The organism is Paenibacillus methanolicus, from assembly GCF_008124765.1.
In the GTDB taxonomy this organism is placed as follows: domain Bacteria; phylum Bacillota; class Bacilli; order Paenibacillales; family Paenibacillaceae; genus Paenibacillus_Z; species Paenibacillus_Z methanolicus.
This window is the reverse complement of record NZ_VNHS01000006.1, coordinates 158,870-177,780: the sequence shown is the minus strand read 5'-3', so window position 1 is coordinate 177,780 and position 18,911 is coordinate 158,870. Positions and strand designations below refer to the sequence as shown.

General features: G+C 56.8%; 16 protein-coding genes and 2 tRNA genes. 14 read left to right on the top strand and 4 right to left on the bottom strand.

From position 1 onward, the window contains the following. The first annotated feature begins 27 nt into the window (after positions 1-27). Positions 28-774, top strand: coding sequence for a ribonuclease PH (rph, locus tag BCM02_RS17045; protein ID WP_148930322.1), 747 nt, complete (start codon positions 28-30; stop codon positions 772-774). After that, positions 771-1,418, top strand: coding sequence for an RdgB/HAM1 family non-canonical purine NTP pyrophosphatase (rdgB, locus tag BCM02_RS17040; RefSeq protein WP_148930321.1), 648 nt, complete (start codon positions 771-773; stop codon positions 1,416-1,418). The genes rph and rdgB overlap by 4 nt, the downstream gene beginning before the upstream one ends. Before the next feature lie 143 nt (positions 1,419-1,561). On the opposite strand, the gene asnB is transcribed toward rdgB, so the two are convergent. After that, the gene (asnB, locus tag BCM02_RS17035) at positions 1,562-3,406 is read right to left on the bottom strand and encodes an asparagine synthase (glutamine-hydrolyzing) (protein WP_148930320.1); all 1,845 of its coding nucleotides are present in this window, start codon (positions 3,404-3,406) and stop codon (positions 1,562-1,564) included. Positions 3,407-3,566: 160 nt separating this feature from the next. Here asnB and BCM02_RS17030 point away from each other — a divergent pair, with 160 nt between their 5' ends. After that, the gene (locus BCM02_RS17030; protein WP_148930319.1) at positions 3,567-3,965 is read left to right on the top strand and encodes a hypothetical protein; all 399 of its coding nucleotides are present in this window, start codon (positions 3,567-3,569) and stop codon (positions 3,963-3,965) included. Then, entirely contained in the window at positions 3,962-4,318 is a 357-nt protein-coding gene (locus BCM02_RS17025; RefSeq protein WP_148930318.1) for a hypothetical protein, read from the top strand. Before BCM02_RS17030 ends, BCM02_RS17025 begins: the two co-directional genes overlap by 4 nt. 125 nt (positions 4,319-4,443) lie before the next feature. Here BCM02_RS17025 and BCM02_RS17020 read toward each other — a convergent pair whose 3' ends face one another. Beyond that, positions 4,444-5,349, bottom strand: a complete 906-nt coding sequence (locus tag BCM02_RS17020) for an SDR family oxidoreductase (protein ID WP_148930317.1) — start codon at positions 5,347-5,349, stop codon at positions 4,444-4,446. 186 nt (positions 5,350-5,535) lie between these two features. Here BCM02_RS17020 and BCM02_RS17015 point away from each other — a divergent pair, with 186 nt between their 5' ends. The 3 genes from BCM02_RS17015 to BCM02_RS17005 all read left to right on the top strand — a co-directional run bounded on the left by BCM02_RS17015 (position 5,536) and on the right by BCM02_RS17005 (position 8,036). Further along, positions 5,536-6,234: an SDR family NAD(P)-dependent oxidoreductase gene (locus BCM02_RS17015; RefSeq protein WP_187434263.1), complete on the top strand. Its 699-nt coding sequence runs from the start codon at positions 5,536-5,538 to the stop codon at positions 6,232-6,234. A gap of 117 nt (positions 6,235-6,351) precedes the next feature. Then, the gene (gene chrA / locus BCM02_RS17010) at positions 6,352-7,560 is read left to right on the top strand and encodes a chromate efflux transporter (protein WP_246183418.1); all 1,209 of its coding nucleotides are present in this window, start codon (positions 6,352-6,354) and stop codon (positions 7,558-7,560) included. A gap of 11 nt (positions 7,561-7,571) precedes the next feature. Continuing rightward, positions 7,572-8,036, top strand: a complete 465-nt coding sequence (locus BCM02_RS17005; RefSeq protein ID WP_148930315.1) for a ParB N-terminal domain-containing protein — start codon at positions 7,572-7,574, stop codon at positions 8,034-8,036. Positions 8,037-8,095: 59 nt separating this feature from the next. Here the strand turns inward: BCM02_RS17005 and BCM02_RS17000 are convergent. Then, a tRNA-Arg gene (locus tag BCM02_RS17000) sits at positions 8,096-8,172 on the bottom strand. Between the two features lie 269 nt (positions 8,173-8,441). On the opposite strand from BCM02_RS17000, the gene BCM02_RS16995 reads away from it, so the two are divergent. After that, entirely contained in the window at positions 8,442-11,585 is a 3,144-nt protein-coding gene (locus tag BCM02_RS16995; RefSeq protein ID WP_148930314.1) for an efflux RND transporter permease subunit, read from the top strand. Between the two features lie 30 nt (positions 11,586-11,615). Continuing rightward, on the top strand, positions 11,616-12,512 hold the full coding sequence (locus tag BCM02_RS16990) for a TetR/AcrR family transcriptional regulator (protein WP_148930313.1): 897 nt from the start codon (positions 11,616-11,618) through the stop codon (positions 12,510-12,512). A gap of 344 nt (positions 12,513-12,856) precedes the next feature. Here the strand turns inward: BCM02_RS16990 and BCM02_RS16985 are convergent. After that, positions 12,857-12,930, bottom strand: a tRNA-Gly gene (locus BCM02_RS16985). A gap of 233 nt (positions 12,931-13,163) precedes the next feature. On the opposite strand from BCM02_RS16985, the gene BCM02_RS16980 reads away from it, so the two are divergent. From BCM02_RS16980 to ispG, 5 genes are all read left to right on the top strand, one after another. Next, positions 13,164-14,027, top strand: a complete 864-nt coding sequence (locus BCM02_RS16980) for a hypothetical protein (protein WP_246183417.1) — start codon at positions 13,164-13,166, stop codon at positions 14,025-14,027. Positions 14,028-14,119: 92 nt separating this feature from the next. Further along, positions 14,120-15,421, top strand: coding sequence for a trigger factor (gene tig, locus BCM02_RS16975; protein WP_148930312.1), 1,302 nt, complete (start codon positions 14,120-14,122; stop codon positions 15,419-15,421). A 377-nt stretch (positions 15,422-15,798) separates the two neighbouring features. Next, positions 15,799-16,389: an ATP-dependent Clp endopeptidase proteolytic subunit ClpP gene (clpP, locus tag BCM02_RS16970; RefSeq protein ID WP_148930311.1), complete on the top strand. Its 591-nt coding sequence runs from the start codon at positions 15,799-15,801 to the stop codon at positions 16,387-16,389. A gap of 24 nt (positions 16,390-16,413) precedes the next feature. Further along, positions 16,414-17,670, top strand: a complete 1,257-nt coding sequence (gene clpX / locus BCM02_RS16965; protein ID WP_148930310.1) for an ATP-dependent protease ATP-binding subunit ClpX — start codon at positions 16,414-16,416, stop codon at positions 17,668-17,670. Positions 17,671-17,786: 116 nt separating this feature from the next. Continuing rightward, positions 17,787-18,902: a flavodoxin-dependent (E)-4-hydroxy-3-methylbut-2-enyl-diphosphate synthase gene (ispG, locus tag BCM02_RS16960; protein ID WP_148930309.1), complete on the top strand. Its 1,116-nt coding sequence runs from the start codon at positions 17,787-17,789 to the stop codon at positions 18,900-18,902. Positions 18,903-18,911: the final 9 nt, after the last annotated feature.

The window sequence follows — 18,911 nt, the reverse complement described above, 5'->3', positions numbered from 1 at the left end:
CATGAAGGACGGAGGATTACGCTTACGATGAGAACCGACGGAAGACAATGGGACGCGCTGCGGCCCGTCACCATGACGATGAACCCCAACAAGTACGCGGAAGGCTCGGTGCTGATCGAATTCGGCGATACGAAGGTGCTGTGCACGGCTTCGGTTGAAGAGCGCGTGCCTCCATTCATGAAAGGACAAGGCAAAGGCTGGATTACCGCCGAATATTCGATGCTGCCGAGGGCGACTCAAGTACGCAACCAGCGGGAATCGGCCAAAGGCAAGTTGACCGGGCGCACGATGGAAATCCAGCGGCTGATCGGCAGGGCGCTCCGCTCCGTCGTCGATTTGCCGGCGCTCGGAGAACGCACGATCACGATCGACTGCGACGTCATTCAGGCGGACGGGGGCACGAGAACGACATCCATTACGGGCGCGTTCGTGGCGCTCGCGCTGGCTGTACATAAACTGAGCAAGAATCATGAGTTTGCCAAATATCCGATTACCGCTTACCTGGCTTCTGTCAGCGTAGGCGTCATCAATGGCAAGACGCTCCTCGACCTGAATTACGAAGAGGATTCCAAGGCGAAGGTCGATATGAACGTCGTTATGACCGGCGACGGCAAATTCGTCGAAATTCAAGGCACGGGCGAAGAGGCGCCATTCTCGCGGACGGAGCTGAACGAATTGCTCGGCGCTGCGGAGAGCGGTATTCTAGAATTGGTCGCCAAGCAGAAGGCCGCGCTCGGACTGTTCGGCAACCGGATCGGAACGGCTAACGCATGAGGCCCGGAGATACGGTCGTCGTCGCGACGAAGAATGCGGGCAAGGTGCGGGAATTCGCGCACGCCTTCGCCAAGCTGGGCATGGAAGTCGTCAGCATGTTCGATTATCCGAATTTGCCGGACGTCGTGGAGGATGGCCGTACATTCGCCGAGAACGCCCGCAAGAAAGCGAAGACGGTCGGCGACGCGCTCGGTCTTCCGGTACTCGCGGACGATTCGGGGCTCGAGGTTGCTCGCCTGCAGGGAGAGCCCGGCGTTTATTCGGCGCGGTACTCGGGCGAAGGCGCGACGGATGGGACGAACAACGCGAAGCTGCTGGAGGAATTGGGAAAGCTCGATGCCAGCGGCGTTGAGCGGTTTCAGACGCTTGAGGACGGCACGGAGCTGCTGAGCGAAGCGCGCTTCGTTTGCGCGCTGGCGCTATATGATCCGAAAGACGACGCGTTCGTCGACTCGGAAGGATTCGTGGAGGGCGATATCATGAGCCGGCCGCGCGGCGAAGGCGGCTTCGGCTACGACCCGCTGTTCTGGCTCGTCTCGCACCACCGTTCCATGGCGGAGCTGACGAAGGACGAGAAGCAGGCGATCAGCCACCGCGGCCGGGCGCTTGCTCGGTTGCTGGAGCAGTTGAACAACAGAGAGTAACTGCTGCGGCGTGCGGCGTTGTCGCATCCGAACGCTGTCGATCTCAGCCAAACAACAATACCCGCAAGCGTGCCCGAATAGGGCGTGCTTGCGGTTTTTTGTTCGGCGCGAGCCGTGAACTTGTGCCGCGGCAGGGGATGCGATTAACGGATCGTCACGTTATATTCGCGCAGCCAAATATCGATTTGCAGCAAATACGCGAACAGCTGCGGACCGCTCATGAGCTGGCCGAACCATGGCAGATTGGAGCTGGCTTCGTCGGAGGCGGCGATTTCGCGGATTTTGGCGACATTAATCAGCGGCAGCAGCGGAGAGGAGCCTTCGTCCAAAATATCGATTACCTTGGAGCGGACCGCGTTCAAGTAATTCGGATTGTGCGTCTTCGGGTACGGGCTCTTCTTCCGGTAGAGCACGTCGTCCGGCAGCACGCCTTCCATCGCCAGGCGAAGGATGCCTTTCTCCCGGTCGCTGGCCGTCTTAATTTCCCACGGAATGTTGAAGACGTAGTCGACGAGGCGGTGGTCGCAGAACGGAACCCGGACCTCGAGTCCCGCTCCCATGCTCATCCGGTCCTTGCGGTCGAGCAGCGTCGGCATGAACCGAGTGATATTCAAGTACGACATGACGCGCATTTTGGCGGCTGTTTCGTCTTCGCCTTTCAATTTCGGCACTTCCGCGATGGCATCGCTGTAGCGGTCGCCGATGTATTCGAGCGGGCGAATCCACGCGGCTACGTCTTCGGAGAGCAGCCCCGCGCGCATTTGGGACGCGAGCGACCATGGGAAGGTGTTGGCGTTCAGCGACTCCTCCCGGTGGAACCACGGGTAGCCGCCGAAAATCTCATCCGCCGCTTCGCCGGAGATCGCGACGGTCACGTTCCGCTTGATCGCTTCGCAGAACAGGAGCAGCGACGAATCTACGTCGGCCATGCCCGGCAAGTCGCGGGCGAGCAAGGCGGCGTGCAGCGCGCCGTAGATGTCCGGCGTATCGAATTTGAACGTGTGATGCTCTGTGCCTAAGTATTGGTTCATCCGTTCGATCCAAGGCGCATCCGCGTTCGGCTGGAACGCGTGGGCTTTGAAGTGCTTGTCGTTGTCTACGAAGTCGACGGAGAAGGTCTTGAACTTCCCTTTGCCGCTTTGCTCGTAATGCCGGACCGCGAGCGTCGTCAGGATGCTCGAGTCTAGTCCGCCGGAGAGCAGCGTGCCGAGCGGCACGTCGGAGATGAGCTGGCGTTCGACCGTATCGGTCAGCAGGTCGCGGACGGACTTGGCCGTCTCCTGCACCGTTTCCGTATGCGGGCGGCTCTCCAGCTTCCAGTAATGCGATACCGAGACGCCCGAGCGCGTGACGGTCGCGCATTGGCCGGGCAGCAGCTCGCTCAGATCGCGGTACACCCCTTGGCCGGGGGTCCGCGCGGGACCGACGATGAAAATTTCGGCCAACCCTTCCGGGCCGACCTCGGGCCGGATCGCCGGGTGGGCGAGGAGCGCCTTCGGCTCGGAGCCGAATATGAATCGGCCGAGCTGCTTGGCAATGAACAGCGGCTTGACGCCGAGGCGGTCGCGGGCCAGGAACAGATGCTGTTCCCGCGTATCCCAGATGGCGAACGCGAAGATGCCGTTGAACCGTTCCACGCAAGCGCGTCCCCATTCCATGTAGGCGACCAGGAGCACCTCGGTGTCGCAGGTGGTCGTGAAGGACCGACCGCGGCCTTCGAGCTCCCGCTTCAGCTCGGGAGCGTTGTACAGCTCGCCGTTATATACAATGACGTACGTATCGTCGCCGGAAGCGCGGACCATGGGCTGCGCGCCGTTGGCCGGGTCCATGACGGACAGGCGGCGATGGCCCAGCGCCACATGCGGGGAAATCCACGTGCCGGAGGCGTCGGGACCGCGCAGGGCGAGCGTCTCGGTCATTTTCTCCAGCGTTGCGGATTGTAAAGTCAAATCCTCGTTCCAATCGATCCAGCCCGTAAATCCACACATTGGTTCTCATTCCTCTCTCGCCTTTGGCTTCTGCCTTGGAAATGGGCGTTAGAAACAGCGGTATTAGAATGGGTATGCGACAAAAAAGGATAAAATGTCTGTCCCCCGGGGGATGCTAAACGAGGATGAAGATGCCAGGCATGAAGGAGCGTGGATGACGATGTACGATCGTCAGGAGAACAATATCCAAGACGAACAAGCGGTCATGCCGCATGCGGACCGAACGCTGGAGCGCAAAACGTATTATGTGTCCGTACAGGCGGGGTCCGTGTTGGAAGACCCGGCGGTGGCGGCTTTCGAGCTGGAAATCCGCGCGAACGAGGAGGAGCTCGACCAATTGGAGGAGCTCTTCGACGACCTGGCGACGGAGGACGAGGCGGAAGTGGTCCATTTTCACAAGCATCCTTTCGGATCCGCGGATACGGATCATCTGAGCGACGGCGTCGATTCGATACTCGTCGAGATTTACAAACTACTATATGATTTGGGGACGCCGGAAACCCGCGTGCATATCGCCAAAATGGGGTTATTCGACGTGTCCGAAGGTTATTTGTCATGATTGATTCGCTCCAGGTCAAGGGCGCTCGCGTCAGAGGCGTTATTGACAGGGACGGCATGCGTTGCGCGCTGGTGGAAGTCGACACGGAGGCGTACGGCGCCGGCGGGCTCCTCGCCTACTTCGGGCCGTCGGCAGACGAGGCGTTCGAGATGACCGCGATCGTGCACAACGACGCTTCGCGGGATATCGACTGGTTCGATAACAGCAGCCATCTCGCTTATGAAGACGTGAGCATCGGGCTGTTCGAGACGGCCTCGATGACGACGGACTGGGGACAGCGTGAAGCGTTTAAGGAGCAGGTGCTGTCCGCAGAGGGAGTTCGCGAAGGAATCGCGCGTTTGTACATAGGGTGATTGTCATCTTGTTATTGCAAAAGAGCCAACCCGGATGGGCTGGCTCTTTTATCGTTCTTCGCCGGTGACTGCGCTGTACGGCATACTCGGCTTCCGCGATTCGAAATGCGTAACTAGAAGCTGGATTATCCGTTCACGACTTCTCCGCCGTTAATATGGAGCACTTGTCCGCTCATATAGGAAGAGTCGCCGCAGCCGAGGTACACGTACGCAGGAGCAAGCTCGTCCGGCTGGCCGACGCGGCCGAGCGGGGTGTCCGCGCCGAACTTGGCAACCTGCTGCTCGTCGAACGTCGACGGAATGAGCGGCGTCCAGATCGGGCCGGGCGCCACCGCGTTGACGCGGATGCCTTGCGCGGCGATGTTCTGGGACAGCGCGCGGGTGAAGGATACGACCGCGCCTTTCGTCGACGAGTAATCGAGCAGCGTCGGATTCCCCTTATAAGCGGTAATGGAAGCAGTATTAATAATAGAAGCGCCTGCCTGCAGATGCGGGATTGCAGCCTGCGTGATATAGAACATGCCGAAGACGTTCGTTCGGAACGTGCGCTCGAGCTGTTCGGGCGTGATTTGCTCCAGTTTCTGCTGCGGATGCTGTTCGGCCGCGTTATTGACGACGATGTCGAGCTTGCCGAACTGATTGATTGTCTCCGCCACGGCTTGCTTGGCGAAGGCCGGGTCGCCGATATCGCCCGGGAGAAGCAGACATTGGACGCCGTGCGCCTCGACGATTCGTTTCGTCTCCTCGGCATCGCCGTGTTCGTTTAGATAGACGATCGAGACATTGGCGCCTTCCTTCGCATACGCAACCGCGACGGCTCGTCCGATGCCGCTGTCGCCGCCGGTAATGATCGCCGCTTTCCCTTTGAGCTTGTCGGCTGCCTTATATGCGGAGGATTCGAAGAGCGGTTTAGGCGTCATTTCGGACTCTAGTCCCGGTTGCTGATTCTGGTGTTGAGGAGGAAGCGTGGTCGGGCGTTGAGGACCGTCCGCCGGTTGCGGTGCGGGCTGCTTTTGGTTTTGTTCGGTCATGGCCAAACACTCCTTTCAATGCCATAGCATTTCGAGTTCGCGCGTTTTTTACGCATGGGCGTTCAAGGTCATATAACCGCGAGGACGGCGGTTGTAACCGATCTCCGGGAAGTTGGTGGTTAGAATTCCCTTCTTGAAAGCGCTATACTATAGAAGAATGCGCGTTAGGAACAGGAGGAGATGGAGATGAAAATCGCGATTACGGGCGCGAGCAGAGGGCTGGGGTACGAACTTGCGCGAGCCGCTGCCAAGAAAGGGCATACGGTGTACGCCGGCATGCGAGACCCGGGAGACTTCGCCAGATACGGGAAGCTCGATCCGCAAGTCGGCGAACGAATTATTCCGATCGAGCTGGATGTCGCCAGCCGGGAATCGATTCGCTCGTTCGCCGATACGCTCGCCGCGCGCGAAGCGTCGATCGACGGGTTAGTGAACAATGCGGCGATCCTGCTCGGCCGGGAGGACGGGATCGAATCGCTCGATCCGGATGCGTTGACAGCTTCCTTAACGACGAATCTCGTCGGTCCCGTGCTCGTTGCGCAGGCGCTGCTGCCTCTGCTACGCGGCGCTAAGCTGCCGTCGATTCTGAACATTTCTTCGGAGGCGGGTGCGTATGCCTCGGTCTACGCCGGCGATTATCCATATGGACTATCTAAGGCGGCGCTTACTTATTTCAACGAGAAGCTTCGAATGGAGTTGGCGCCGCAAGGCTTTCAGGTGCTCGCGATTCATCCGGGTTGGATCCGGACGGATATGGGCGGAGAACAAGCGCCCGGCGATCCGGCCGCGACGGCGGAGGCGATCATTAGTCTTCTGGAACGGGCCAGGCCGCTTCAAGTGGGGCGGGGGTTCGTCGATGCACGAGGACAAGAATTGCCCATATAAGCAAACGGTCATTATTTTACAATCTCTTTACTTTACGACCGCCGGAGCGGATGGTACGATCGGTCGAAGTCCGGAAGCGAGCTTGTCCGGGTTGGAATCGATAAGGAGCGAACTGCTTTGAATACCAATATAGAACGTACCGAGCCGCGATCAGGGTCGATTTGGGAAATATTCCGCGTCGCGCTGCGGCTTGGACTCACGTCATTCGGCGGACCCGTCGCCCACCTGGGGTATTTTCGAGCTGAATACGTCGAGCGGCGGCAGTGGTTGAATGACCGTGCCTATGCGGAACTTGTATCGCTCTGTCAGCTGCTTCCCGGTCCGGCTAGCAGTCAAGTCGGCATCGCGATCGGCATGCTGCGCGGCGGGTGGTTGGGAGGGCTTGCCGCTTGGAGCGGCTTCACGCTTCCTTCGGCACTGGCGCTCGCGGCGCTCGCTTTCGTCCTGGAAGAAACGGGCTCAGCCGACGGCTCGTGGGCAAAGTGGCTTCTGCTTGTTGCGGTGGCGGTCGTCGCCCAGGCGGTGCAGGGCATGGCGAGAACGCTTGCCCCCGAGCGAAAGACGGGGACGGTCGCGCTCGCGGCGGCCGTCGCCTCGCTGTTATGGCCATCGGCGTGGATGCAGCTGATCGTGTTGTCGGTCGCGGCGATTGTCGGTTTGTTGTTATTCCATCGCGCCGGGCAAGCAGGGGACTTGAGCAGTCCGCTTCCGTCCCCGGTAAGTGCCAGGGCAGCTGTTTGGCTGCTGGGACTATTTACGCTTCTGCTGATCGGCTTGCCGTTTGCCGCGGCTGTTATGGATAACAAGTGGGTCCAGCTCGCGGATATCTTCTACCGCGCAGGTTCGCTCGTCTTCGGGGGCGGACATGTGGTGCTCCCGATGCTGGAGCCGGCGATGGCGGAGCAAGCTTGGATGAGCGGCGACCGGTTCATGGCTGGTTACGGGGCAGCTCAAGCCGTCCCCGGACCGTTATTTACGATATCCGCATATATCGGGATGGCGGCAGACGGCTGGCTCGGCGCGTTGATCGCCCTGCTCGCGATGTTCCTGCCTTCGTTCCTGCTGGTAGGCGGCGCGCTTCCGTTCTGGAACGCGATTCGCGGTCAGGCGCGGCTGCAAGCGGCATTAACGGGCGTCAACGCCGCTGTCGTGGGCATTCTGCTCGCTGCTTTGTATAATCCGGTATTTACGGGGGCCGTGCATAACGAGTTCGATCTGTGCGTCGTTTTGGCGGCATACGCCTTACTGGTCTTGTGGAAGGTGCCGGCTTGGCTATTGGCTGGAGCGGCGTTGGCCGCGGGAATCGCGACAACCTGGTGGATGTAGGTGATGCGAGCTTGAGATTGACGATGGCATCCAAGATGCCGTGCACGAAGGAATTTCTTTGGGAGCAGCTTGCGGATACGTCGACGTTTCGAAGGGTATCCGCGCCGTTCATGGTATTTCGAAGCCGGGACTCCGGCGGTTTCCCGCATCGGTGGATGGCGGGGAATACATACGGTCTGTCCATGTATTTGCTTGGATACATCCCGTTGGGAAGGCATGAGATAACGGTCCTTGACGTTGATCGCGAAGCTCGCCGTTTATCTACATCCGAACGGGGGCAGTTAATCCGCGAATGGCGCCATACAATGCAGGTCGCAGAAGATGCTCGGGGGGACGTCGTGTTCCGGGATGAGCTCAACGTGCGAAGCGGGCTCGCGACGCCGCTCATCATCGCCGGTGCCTATTTCTTCTTCGTCTATCGCCATTGGCGTATTAAGCGGCTTCTCCGAGATGGGAAATTGTCTGCGGATCGTTGAACAAGCATGAAAAAAAGCTCCTCATGACAAGTCATGAGGAGCTTTGTTTGTAATGGGAATGGCGTCCCGGAAGGGATTCGAACCCCCGACCGTGCGCTTAGAAGGCGCATGCTCTATCCAACTGAGCTACCGGGACAACGGAAGTTAATATACCATATCGGACAAGGCGCATGCAACCAATATTTCTGCATTTCGAGAAAAAAAGTTAAGATGTGACGAAACGCGGAATTGTAACCAAGTGGATGGCACAATTTATTAACACGAGCGTAGTGAGGTGTGTAATCTTTGTGACTGACCGTTCGTTAAATTGACATTTGAACTCCGGTCAAATATCATCAGTGATAGATTGACCGTCGTTCAAATCGGACGTCGGAAACACGAGACAAAGGGACAAGGAGTGGGAAAGTGAAGGGTATTATCCGATTTTCGTTAAACAACAAATTCGCTTTGTGGCTCATGACGATCATCGTCGTCGTTGCCGGGTTGTATTCCGGGTTGAACATGAAGCAAGAAACGATCCCCAACATCAACGTTCCGATTTTGACCGTGAACACCGTCTTCCCCGGCGCGGCGCCGGAGGAAGTGGGCGACCAGATTACGGTTCCGCTCGAGCAGCGCATTCAGAACTTGAACGGCGTCGACGCCGTCAACTCGACCTCGAGCGAGAATGTATCCATCATCACGGTTCAGTACGGCTACGACAAAGACATGAAGGAAGCGGAGAGCGAGCTTCGCGAGGCGATTAACGGATTCGAAGCGCCGTCTGGCGCCCAGGATACGCAAATTTCCAAAATCAGCTTGAACGATTTCCCGGTCGTATCGCTGAGCATCTCGTCCGCAGAACGCGATCTTGAAGAAGTAACGAAGCTGGTCGAGACGGAGCTTACGCCGTCGCTCGAAGGCATTGACGGCATCGGCTCGGTAGCGATTTCCGGACAGAACATCAAAGAAGCGCAGCTGACGTTCAATAAAGAAAAAATGGCGCAGCTCGGCTTGAGCGAAGACACCGTCAAAGGCATCGTGCAAGGCTCGGCCCTAAAAGTGCCGCTCGGCTTGTTCGAATTGGACAAGTCCGAGAAGACGATCGTCGTCGACGGCAACGTTGCTACGATCGAGCAGCTTCGCAACATCGCGATTCCGGTCATCCCTGCGGGCGTGGGGACTGGCGCCGGCGCTGGAGCCGGTGCAGGCGGCACGGCTGCTGGTGCTCAGGCTCCTGGCGCGGCTGCCGGCATTCCAACGGTGAAGCTTTCTGATATCGCCACGATCGAAATGATCAACAAGGCGGAATCGATTTCCCGCACGAACGGCGAGCTGTCTATCGGCATCAACGCGACGAAGGCATCCGACGCGAACACGGTGGACGTGGTCAACGCGGTGAAGGAACGAGCAGAGGAATTCAAAGCCGAGCATGCGGATATCAACACCGTCGTATTGCTCGACCAAGGCAAGCCGATCGAGCAATCGGTCACCACGATGATCGACAAAGCGCTGTTCGGCGCCCTGTTCGCGGTCGTCGTCATCCTGCTCTTCCTGCGCAACATTCGCACGACGATCATATCGGTCGTCTCGATCCCGTTGTCGCTCGTTATTGCGCTTCTCATTTTGAAGCAAATGGATATCACGCTGAATATCATGACGCTCGGCGCCATGACCGTCGCGATCGGACGGGTCGTGGACGACTCGATCGTCGTCATCGAGAACAATTACCGCCGGATGGCGCTTCGCGGCGAGAGACTGCGGGGCAAGGAGCTCGTCACCGAAGCGACGCGGGAGATGTTCATCCCGATTCTCTCGTCGACGCTCGTCACGATCGCGGTATTCCTGCCGCTTGGCACCGTCAGCGGACCGATCGGCGAAATGTTCATGCCGTTCGCGCTTACGATGGTATTCGCGCTCCTGGCGTCGCTGCTTGTCGCCATTACGATCGTGCCGATGATGACGCACATGATGTTCCGCAAAGGACTCAAGGCAAACCAAACGCACGAAGAGAAACCGGGCGCGCTCGGTCTTGGTTATCGCCGAATTTTGAACTGGTCGCTTAATCACAAGCTGATCACCTTTATCGGAGCGGTCGCGCTTCTTGTGGCAAGCTTTTTCCTAGTCCCGTTGATCGGGTCCAGCTTCTTGCCGGAGGAAGAAGAGAAATACACGATGATCACGTATTCCCCGGGTCCTGGCAAGCTCATCTCCGACGTGGAGAAGACCGCGCTCGAGGCGGAGAAGCTCATCATGAGCCAAGATGGGATGGAGAATCTGCAATATTCGGTCGGCGGCCAGAGCCCGATGAGCTTCGGACCGAACAAAAGCGCGTTGTTCTATATTCAATACAACGACGATACCGAGAATTTCGGCGACGTGAAGAAGAAGCTGGTCGAAGACTTGACGAAGATCGAACCGACCGGCAAGTGGGGCGAGATGGACTTCTCCGGCGGCATGGGCGGCAGCAAAATCAGTCTGAACGTCTATGGCGAATCGTTCGACGAGATCAAACCCGTCGTCGAGCAGATCCAGCAGATCATGGAGAAGAACGAATCGCTCGAGAAAGTCGAGACGTCGCTCTCCAAACAATACGAGCAGTATACGCTCGTGGCCGATCAAGAAAAGTTGAGCAAGCTTGGCCTGACGGCTGGTCAAATCGCGATGAAACTATCTCCAGTCCGGGAAACGCCGGTGTTGACGACTGTTCAAGAGGACGGTAAAGTCTACAATGTCAATATCCAGGTAGACGCGAAAACGTACACGACGATCGCGGATATCGAGAATGAAACGATTCAATCGCCGCTTGGCATGTCGGTCCCGTTGAAGGACGTGGTGAAAGTCGAAGAAGGCACGTCCGCCAATTCGGTTACGCGCATCGACGGCAAACTGTACGTGGAAGTTTCGGCGGAAGCGGTCGGCAAAGACGTCGGCAGCGTCTCGACAAGCTTGCAGGAAGAAGTCGACAAGCTCGATTTGCCGCCGACCGTATCGGTCGATTTCGGCGGCGTAACGGAACAAATCAATGAAACGTTCACGCAGCTCGGCCTTGCGATGGCCGCGGCGATCGCGATCGTCTACTTGCTGCTCGTGATCACGTTCGGCGGCGCGATTACGCCATTTGCGATTCTGTTCTCGCTGCCGTTCACGATTATCGGCGCATTGGTCGGCTTGTTCCTGGCCGGCGAGACGATCAGCGCGACCGCGATGATGGGCATGCTGATGCTGATCGGCATCGTCGTTACGAACGCGATCGTTCTGCTCGACCGCGTCCTCCATATGGAGAAGGAAGGTATGACGACGCGCGAAGCGTTGATCGAAGCGGCGGGTACGCGTCTTCGTCCGATTCTGATGACCGCTCTTGCGACGGTCGGCGCGCTGCTTCCGCTCGTGCTCGGCTTCGAAGGCGGCAGCGGCGGCTTGATTTCCAAAGGGCTCGGCGTTACCGTAATCGGCGGTCTTATCAGTTCGACGCTGCTCACGCTGCTCATCGTGCCGGTCGTATACGAATTCTTGGCGCGTTTCAGAAGAAAACATGCCGATGACGAGGTGCGCGAAACGGTGCATTAAGTCGTTGGCGCGAAAGCGGGTGCAAGGCAGTTGGAAGGCAAGAAACAGCAGATTATCCGGGCGGCGATCCAATGCTTCTCGGAGAAGGGCTACAGGGGCACGTCCATTCAAGATATAGCGGACGTGCTCGGCATCGCCAAGGGCTCGCTCTACTTTTATTTCAAATCGAAGAGCGACCTTCTGCAGTTCATTATAAAAAATTATTTGGATCGCATCATGGCGGAGTACGTGGATCTCAACAGCAGGGAAGATCTGAAGCCGCGCGATTTGCTGCGGCGCCATGTTCTTACCGGACACCGAATGTACGAAGAGAATCAAGCGTTCTTCTCAATGCTGCTGCGCGAGCGCTTCGAAGTGCATGACGAGCTGCACGAGTTGATGATGAATGCCCGACGCCAAGGGTTGGTCATGACGCATGAATTGATTTCCAAGACATACGGAGATCGCGCCCATGCTTACGCGCGCGATCTGACGATAATCTTCCAATCGATGACCGAGGGATTTCTGGCGCTGGTCGTATTCGAGCAGCAGCGGATCGATCCCGAGCGGTTGGCGGACTACATCATCGCGCGTCTCGATGCCATGGTTGCCGACTTAAGTCAAGGCGGAACCGATCCGATTATCGATTCGAACGTGCTGGAGGGCTGGCTTGCTTCCGTTCGCGGCGGCGAGACCGGCAAGGCGGAACTACTAGCCGAGATTCAAACGCTTCGGGAGGCGGTTGCGGCAGGCGCGCTGGACTCGGCGGACAACGCCGACGAGCTGCAATCGACGCTGGATGTGTTGTCCGCGGAGCTGGATAAGAACGAGCCGCAGCCGGTCGTGCTTAAGGGCATGCTCGCGCTGCTGAAGGCGGTTAAGACGCCGGAAATTCGCAAGAGAGCACTGAAGTTGGAATCCGGTATCTTAGACCGGCTGCAAAGCTAGAGAGGCGACAACAGGCCGCTGCGGCGAACGCAGCGGCCTGATTATGTTAAAATATAAGAAATGATAAGTTTCACGTATATAATTAGGCTTCTATTTCTCCGGAACGTGACGCGCCTCTCCGCAAAGGACGGCGATAGCCGTTTCGCCTTAAGATTGCGTCTTGCGGTTTTAAGCTACCCCTTTGCGTTAATAATAAGAGGCGTGAATGCAAATAACTGGATGCGAGCGCAGAGCGGTTCGGACAAATAAAAAACGCCCCTCGATAGGGGCGTATGTATAGTGTGCGTAAAACTGCTTAGATGATGCTCGGCCTTATGAATACGCTCGTCAAAAGCGAGCCATATTGGAGCGGGTGAAGGGAATCGAACCCTCGCCTCAAGCTTGGGAAGCTGGCGTTCTACCATTGAACTACACCCGCGTGAAGTCAGTGATAAAAGGATAGCATACGCGCGAATGGAAATCAAGGCACGGGAGTGTTATAATACAACGGCATATACGGGGCGCGTCCACATCGACGCGCGTATTACAGTATAGGCGTGCAAATAAGGCGGTGATCTCATTACGACTTCCAAAACGCCGCAAGGCGAGCATAAAGACAATGTGTATTTGTTTCCCAAAATGCTGGATCAATACCAGGTGCAGCTGACACGCATGCTGGAATCCGAACGTTACGGCGAAGCGAAAAGCCTGCTGCGGTTTCTGATGCAGTGCCAAGGGGAAGACAAACGGCACTATGAAGAATGGAGCAATCTGTTATCTTGGTTGGAAATGGCTTTTCCGGGTCCGGACAGCGGATATGGCGCGCTGCAAGGCGATGCTTGGCAGGAGGGTGAAGCGGAAGAAGAAACCGAGGATTCGTTCCGACGGCAGACGATCACGCCCGTGCAGCAGGATAAGGCTTACGTCGAGCAAGTGCTATATATCATGCAGCATCACCCGGTCGTGGATCAACAAATTCTCGCGTTGGAAAGGGCCGTTCATTTGGAACATCCCGACGTGGACGAGACGATCATCAACTGGTTGACCAAGCAAGAGCTGCACCCCGCGCTGCAATTCAAGGCGCTTCAATGTTTGCGCCGGCGGGGCGTGACGGGTCGGGTCATGCTGGAGCGACTGGGCGAAACGGTTGAGGTGGAGATCGAGCGTACGCCGTTATCGATGGAGGATTTCCCGGACGTGGCGGCCCGAATCGTGGAGCGCGTCGAATCGGTAACCGAAGTCATGGATTCGACCATGCCGCATTTTGCCCGAGAATTGTGGAAAGAGACGCTGCAATGCTTATACGGTACGTCCGCCTATGAGCGAATGGCCGCGGACGATGACGAGACGGTCGACTGTTATGCGGGGGCCCTGCACCAGACGCTGGAACTGTCGCTTTACGGGCGAAGCGAGGACGATCAGGTGCGGGATACATATGGGATTACGGATACGCTGCGGTTCCGATACGAACAAGCTTGCCGCACGCTTCGGCATGCTTCGCACTTTCATCGCGGCAGAGACTGGAACGAGCCTTGATATTCAGGTAGATTTTGATTATAATGTAGTGGTTTATGATCGCGAAACCTGTACGCTTGATGCGTGATTTTATCTGGAGGGGAAAGCATAACATGAAAGCAACATGGGAAAAAATAGACAAGAATCTTGTCGCCATCGACGTTGAAGTCGACGCGGCTCAAGTTTCGGAAGCACTTGACAAAGCCTTTAAGAAAGTCGTTCAAAAAGTGAACGTACCTGGCTTCCGCAAAGGCAAAGTGCCTCGCGCGATGTTCGAGAAGCGTTTCGGCGTGGAGAGCCTCTACCAAGACGCAATCGACATTCTGCTTCCGACGGCTTACTCGGCGGCGCTGCAAGAGACGGGCGTGGAAGCGGTAGACCGTCCTGAGGTCGACGTGGAGCAATTCGCGAAAGGCGAATCTTTCAAGTTCAAAGCGAAAGTAACGGTTAAACCTGAAGTGAAACTCGGCGAGTACAAAGGCCTTGAGCTTCCTGCGGCGGACGCCAACGTTGGCGAAGAAGAAGTTGCGGCAGAGCTGGAGCGTCTGCAACAGCGTCATGCCGAGCTGTCGGTCCTCGACGAAGGCGAAGCGCAGAACGGCGACACGGCCGTCATCGATTTCGAAGGTTTCGTGGACGGCGTCGCCTTCGAAGGCGGCAAAGGCGAGCGTTATTCCCTGGAGCTTGGTTCCAATTCGTTCATTCCGGGTTTCGAAGACCAAGTCGTAGGTTTGGCGACCGGCGACTTCAAGGACGTTGTCGTCACGTTCCCTGAGAATTACCACGCGGACAACCTGGCCGGCAAAGAAGCGGTCTTCAAAGTGAAGCTTCATGAGATTAAGCGCAAGAACCTTCCAGCGCTCGACGACGAGTTCGCCAAAGACGTGAGCGAATTCGACACGCTGGACGAGTTTAAACAAGATCTCGCGAAGAAGCTGGCCGACCGCAAAGAGAAAGAAAACGAGCAGGCGCGCGAAGTCGCAGTCGTCGAGAAAGCTGCCGAAACGGCTGAGATCGACGTGCCGCAAGCGATGATCGACACCGAAGTCGACTACATGCTGCGCGACTTCGAGCAACGTCTGCGCATGCAAGGCATGAACCTGGATCTGTACTACCAGTTCTCCGGCCAAGACGAGTCCGTGCTTCGCGCTCAGATGGCAACGGATGCCGAGAAACGCGTTCGCAACAACCTCGTGCTGGAGCAAATCTCCAAGAACGAAGGCATCGGCGCTTCCGAAGAAGAGCTGACGGAAGAGCTCGAGAAGCTCTCCGGCATGTACAACCGTCCGGTGGACGAGCTTCGCACGCTGTTCGCAACGAACGGCAACCTCGAGAACCTCAAATCGGATATCGTCATTCGCAAAACGATCAAGTTCCTGCTCGACAACAGCAAAGTCGCTACAGAAGTAGCTTAAGGTTCGAGGCCGTCCCCGGTGGGCGGCTCGTTCTATCAAGTGGGGAGGCACGTGCAAACGTGCCTTCTTTCGACTAAAGGCTTCAATCCTTTCCTTTCGCGAGAGGGAAGGAACATAACGTTTGATGGGGGCTTGCCCCGTACATAACCATAACCTTTCGTCGTATACTGTAACATTCGGCGAAGCCGCCCGATCGAAGAGCGAAGCGGACTCCATTCCTTCCGGATGGAAAAATGACTTTGCCATCGGAACGTGGTAAAATAGCATAGATACCCGGTTACTTACTTGAAGAGGCACCTTGAATCAACCGCGCAGTGGGGGGACCACGAGGGTAAGCGGCCTATAAGGACCGCATTAAATTTAAGGAGGTTGGTCGCATGAATCTCGTACCAGTCGTCGTTGAACAAACGAACAGAGGAGAACGTTCTTACGACATTTACTCCCGTCTGCTGAAGGATCGGATCATTTTCCTGGGAAGTGCGATCGACGATGATGTCGCGAACTCGGTCATCGCGCAGCTGCTGTTCTTAGCCGCGGACGACCCGGAGAAGGATATCCATTTGTACATCAACTCGCCAGGCGGTTCGGTTACCGCGGGGATGGGTATTTATGATACGATGCAATTCATTAAACCGGACGTCTCCACGATTTGCATGGGACTTGCCGCAAGCATGGGTTCGTTGCTGCTGACGGCCGGCGCCAAAGGCAAGCGCTTCGCGCTGCCGAACGCGGAAGTGATGATTCACCAGCCGCTGGGCGGCGTTCGCGGTCAAGCATCGGATATCAAGATCCATGCCGATTGGATTTTGAAGACCAAAGAGAAGCTGAACAATATTTATGTTGAACGTACCGGACAGCCATATGAGAAAATTGAACGCGATACCGACCGCGACAATTTCATGAGCGCCGAGGAAGCGCTCAATTACGGGTTGATCGATAAGATCGTCACGTCTGCCGTTAACCTGTAACCATCGATACGAAGGGGTGATCCCATGTTTAAATTCAACGACGAGAAGGGCCAGTTGAAGTGCTCGTTCTGCGGCAAATCCCAGGATCAAGTGCGCAAACTTGTTGCTGGACCTGGCGTTTATATATGCGATGAATGTATCGAACTGTGCACGGAGATCGTGGAAGAGGAGCTCGGCCACGAGGAAGAACTCGATCTGAAGGATATCCCGAAACCGAAAGATATTCGCAATATTTTGGATTCGTACGTCATCGGCCAAGAGCAAGCGAAGAAATCGCTGTCCGTCGCCGTGTACAACCACTACAAGCGGATTAACTCGGGCAGCAAGATCGAAGACGTCGAGCTGCAGAAATCCAACATTCTTCTTGTCGGTCCTACGGGCTCCGGCAAGACGCTGCTCGCGCAGACGATGGCGAAGATTCTCAACGTGCCGTTCGCGATCGCGGACGCGACATCGCTAACGGAAGCCGGCTATGTCGGCGAAGACGTCGAGAACATCTTGCTCAAGCTGATTCAAGCGGCGGATTATGACGTGGAGAAAGCCGAACGCGGCATTATCTACATCGACGAAATCGACAAAGTGGCGCGCAAATCCGAGAACCCGTCCATTACGCGCGACGTATCGGGCGAAGGCGTACAGCAGGCGTTGCTGAAGATTTTGGAAGGCACGGTGGCATCCGTTCCTCCGCAAGGCGGCCGGAAGCATCCGCATCAAGAATTTATCCAAATCGACACGACGAACATTCTGTTCATTTGCGGCGGCGCGTTCGACGGATTGGAGCAATACATCAAGCGTCGGATCGGCAAGAAGGTCATCGGCTTCAATACCGCGGGCGAAGGTCAGAAGGATCTGAAGCCTGGCGAATACTTAAGCATGGTATTGCCGGAAGATCTGCTCAAATTCGGGCTTATCCCTGAATTCGTTGGTCGTCTGCCGGTAATCTCGACGCTCGAGCCGCTGGATGAAGCTGCGCTCGTACGCATTCTGTCCGAACCGAAGAATGCGCTCGTTAAGCAGTACCAGAAGCTGCTCGAGATGGACAACGTGAAGCTTGATTTCGACCAACCGGCTTTGGAGGCGATTGCCAAAGAAGCGATCAAGCGGAACACGGGCGCACGCGGTCTTCGCGCGATTATCGAGGGTATCATGCTCGACGTCATGTACGAAGTGCCTTCTCGCGATGATGTGCAGACATGCCTCATCACGGAGAAGGTCGTACAAGACAAGATCATGCCGGAGCTGACGAGCAAGAAGGGCAAGAAGAAGGAAGAAAGCGCCTAACATAGAAAGATAACCGTCATTTCCACCCTTGTACGGCGGCGATTTTGTCGCCCGTTTCAGGGGTGGACTTTGACGTTATAGGAAGATTTTTGCTTCGATGGGAGAGGAAACCAAACATGTATTTACGTCAAGACACCGTGCCTGTCAAAGTAGGTCCCCTTACGATTGGCGGGAGCAACGAAGTCATCATCCAGAGCATGTGCACGACGAAGACGGCAGACGTGGAAGCGACCGTGGCCGAAATTTTGCGTCTTGAGGAAGCGGGCTGTCAAATTGTCCGCGTAACGGTGAACAATAAGGAAGCGGCTGAAGCCATCAAAGAAATCAAGAAACGCATTCATATTCCGCTCGTCGCGGACATTCACTTCGACTACCGTCTGGCGCTTGCGGCGATCGAGAACGGCATCGACAAGGTCCGGATCAACCCCGGTAACATCGGTCGCCGCGAGAAGGTCGAAGCGGTCGTCAAAGCGTGCAAGGAGAGAGGGATTCCGATCCGGATCGGCGTCAACGCGGGTTCGCTCGAGAACCATCTGCTCGAGAAGTACGGCTATCCGACGCCGGAAGCGATGGTGGAGAGCGCGCTCTTCCACATCGGCATTTTGGAAGAACTCGATTTCCACGATATCATCGTATCCCTCAAAGCGTCGGATGTGCCGATGGCCATCGCGGCCTATCGAATGGCGGCGGAGAGAATCAAATACCCGCTGCATCTGGGCATTACGGAAGCGGGTACATTGACGACCGGCACGATCAAGAGCTCGGCAGGTATCGGCGCTTTGTTGGCGATGGGAATCGGCAACACGGTTCGCATCAGCTTGAGCGCAGATCCGGTCGAGGAAGTGAAAGTGGCGCGGGAGATCCTGAAGAGCTTCGGTCTAATCACGAACGCCGCGACGCTGGTATCCTGCCCGACTTGCGGACGCCTCGACATCGACTTATTCTCGATCGCCAACGAGGTGGAAGAGTACATTAGCAAGATCAAGGTTCCGATAAAGGTTTCCGTGCTGGGCTGCGCGGTGAACGGTCCGGGCGAAGCGCGCGAAGCGGATATCGGCATTGCGGGCGCGCGGGGCGAGGGATTGTTGTTCCGTTACGGAGAGATGATCCGCAAAGTGCCGGAAGCCGAGCTGCTCAGCGAGCTGAAGAAAGAAATCGACGAAATCGTGCGCGTGTTCGAAGAGACGGGAGAGATTCCGGGACGGAAGACGCATCACGCGGCATCCCAGTAACGAGCGAGC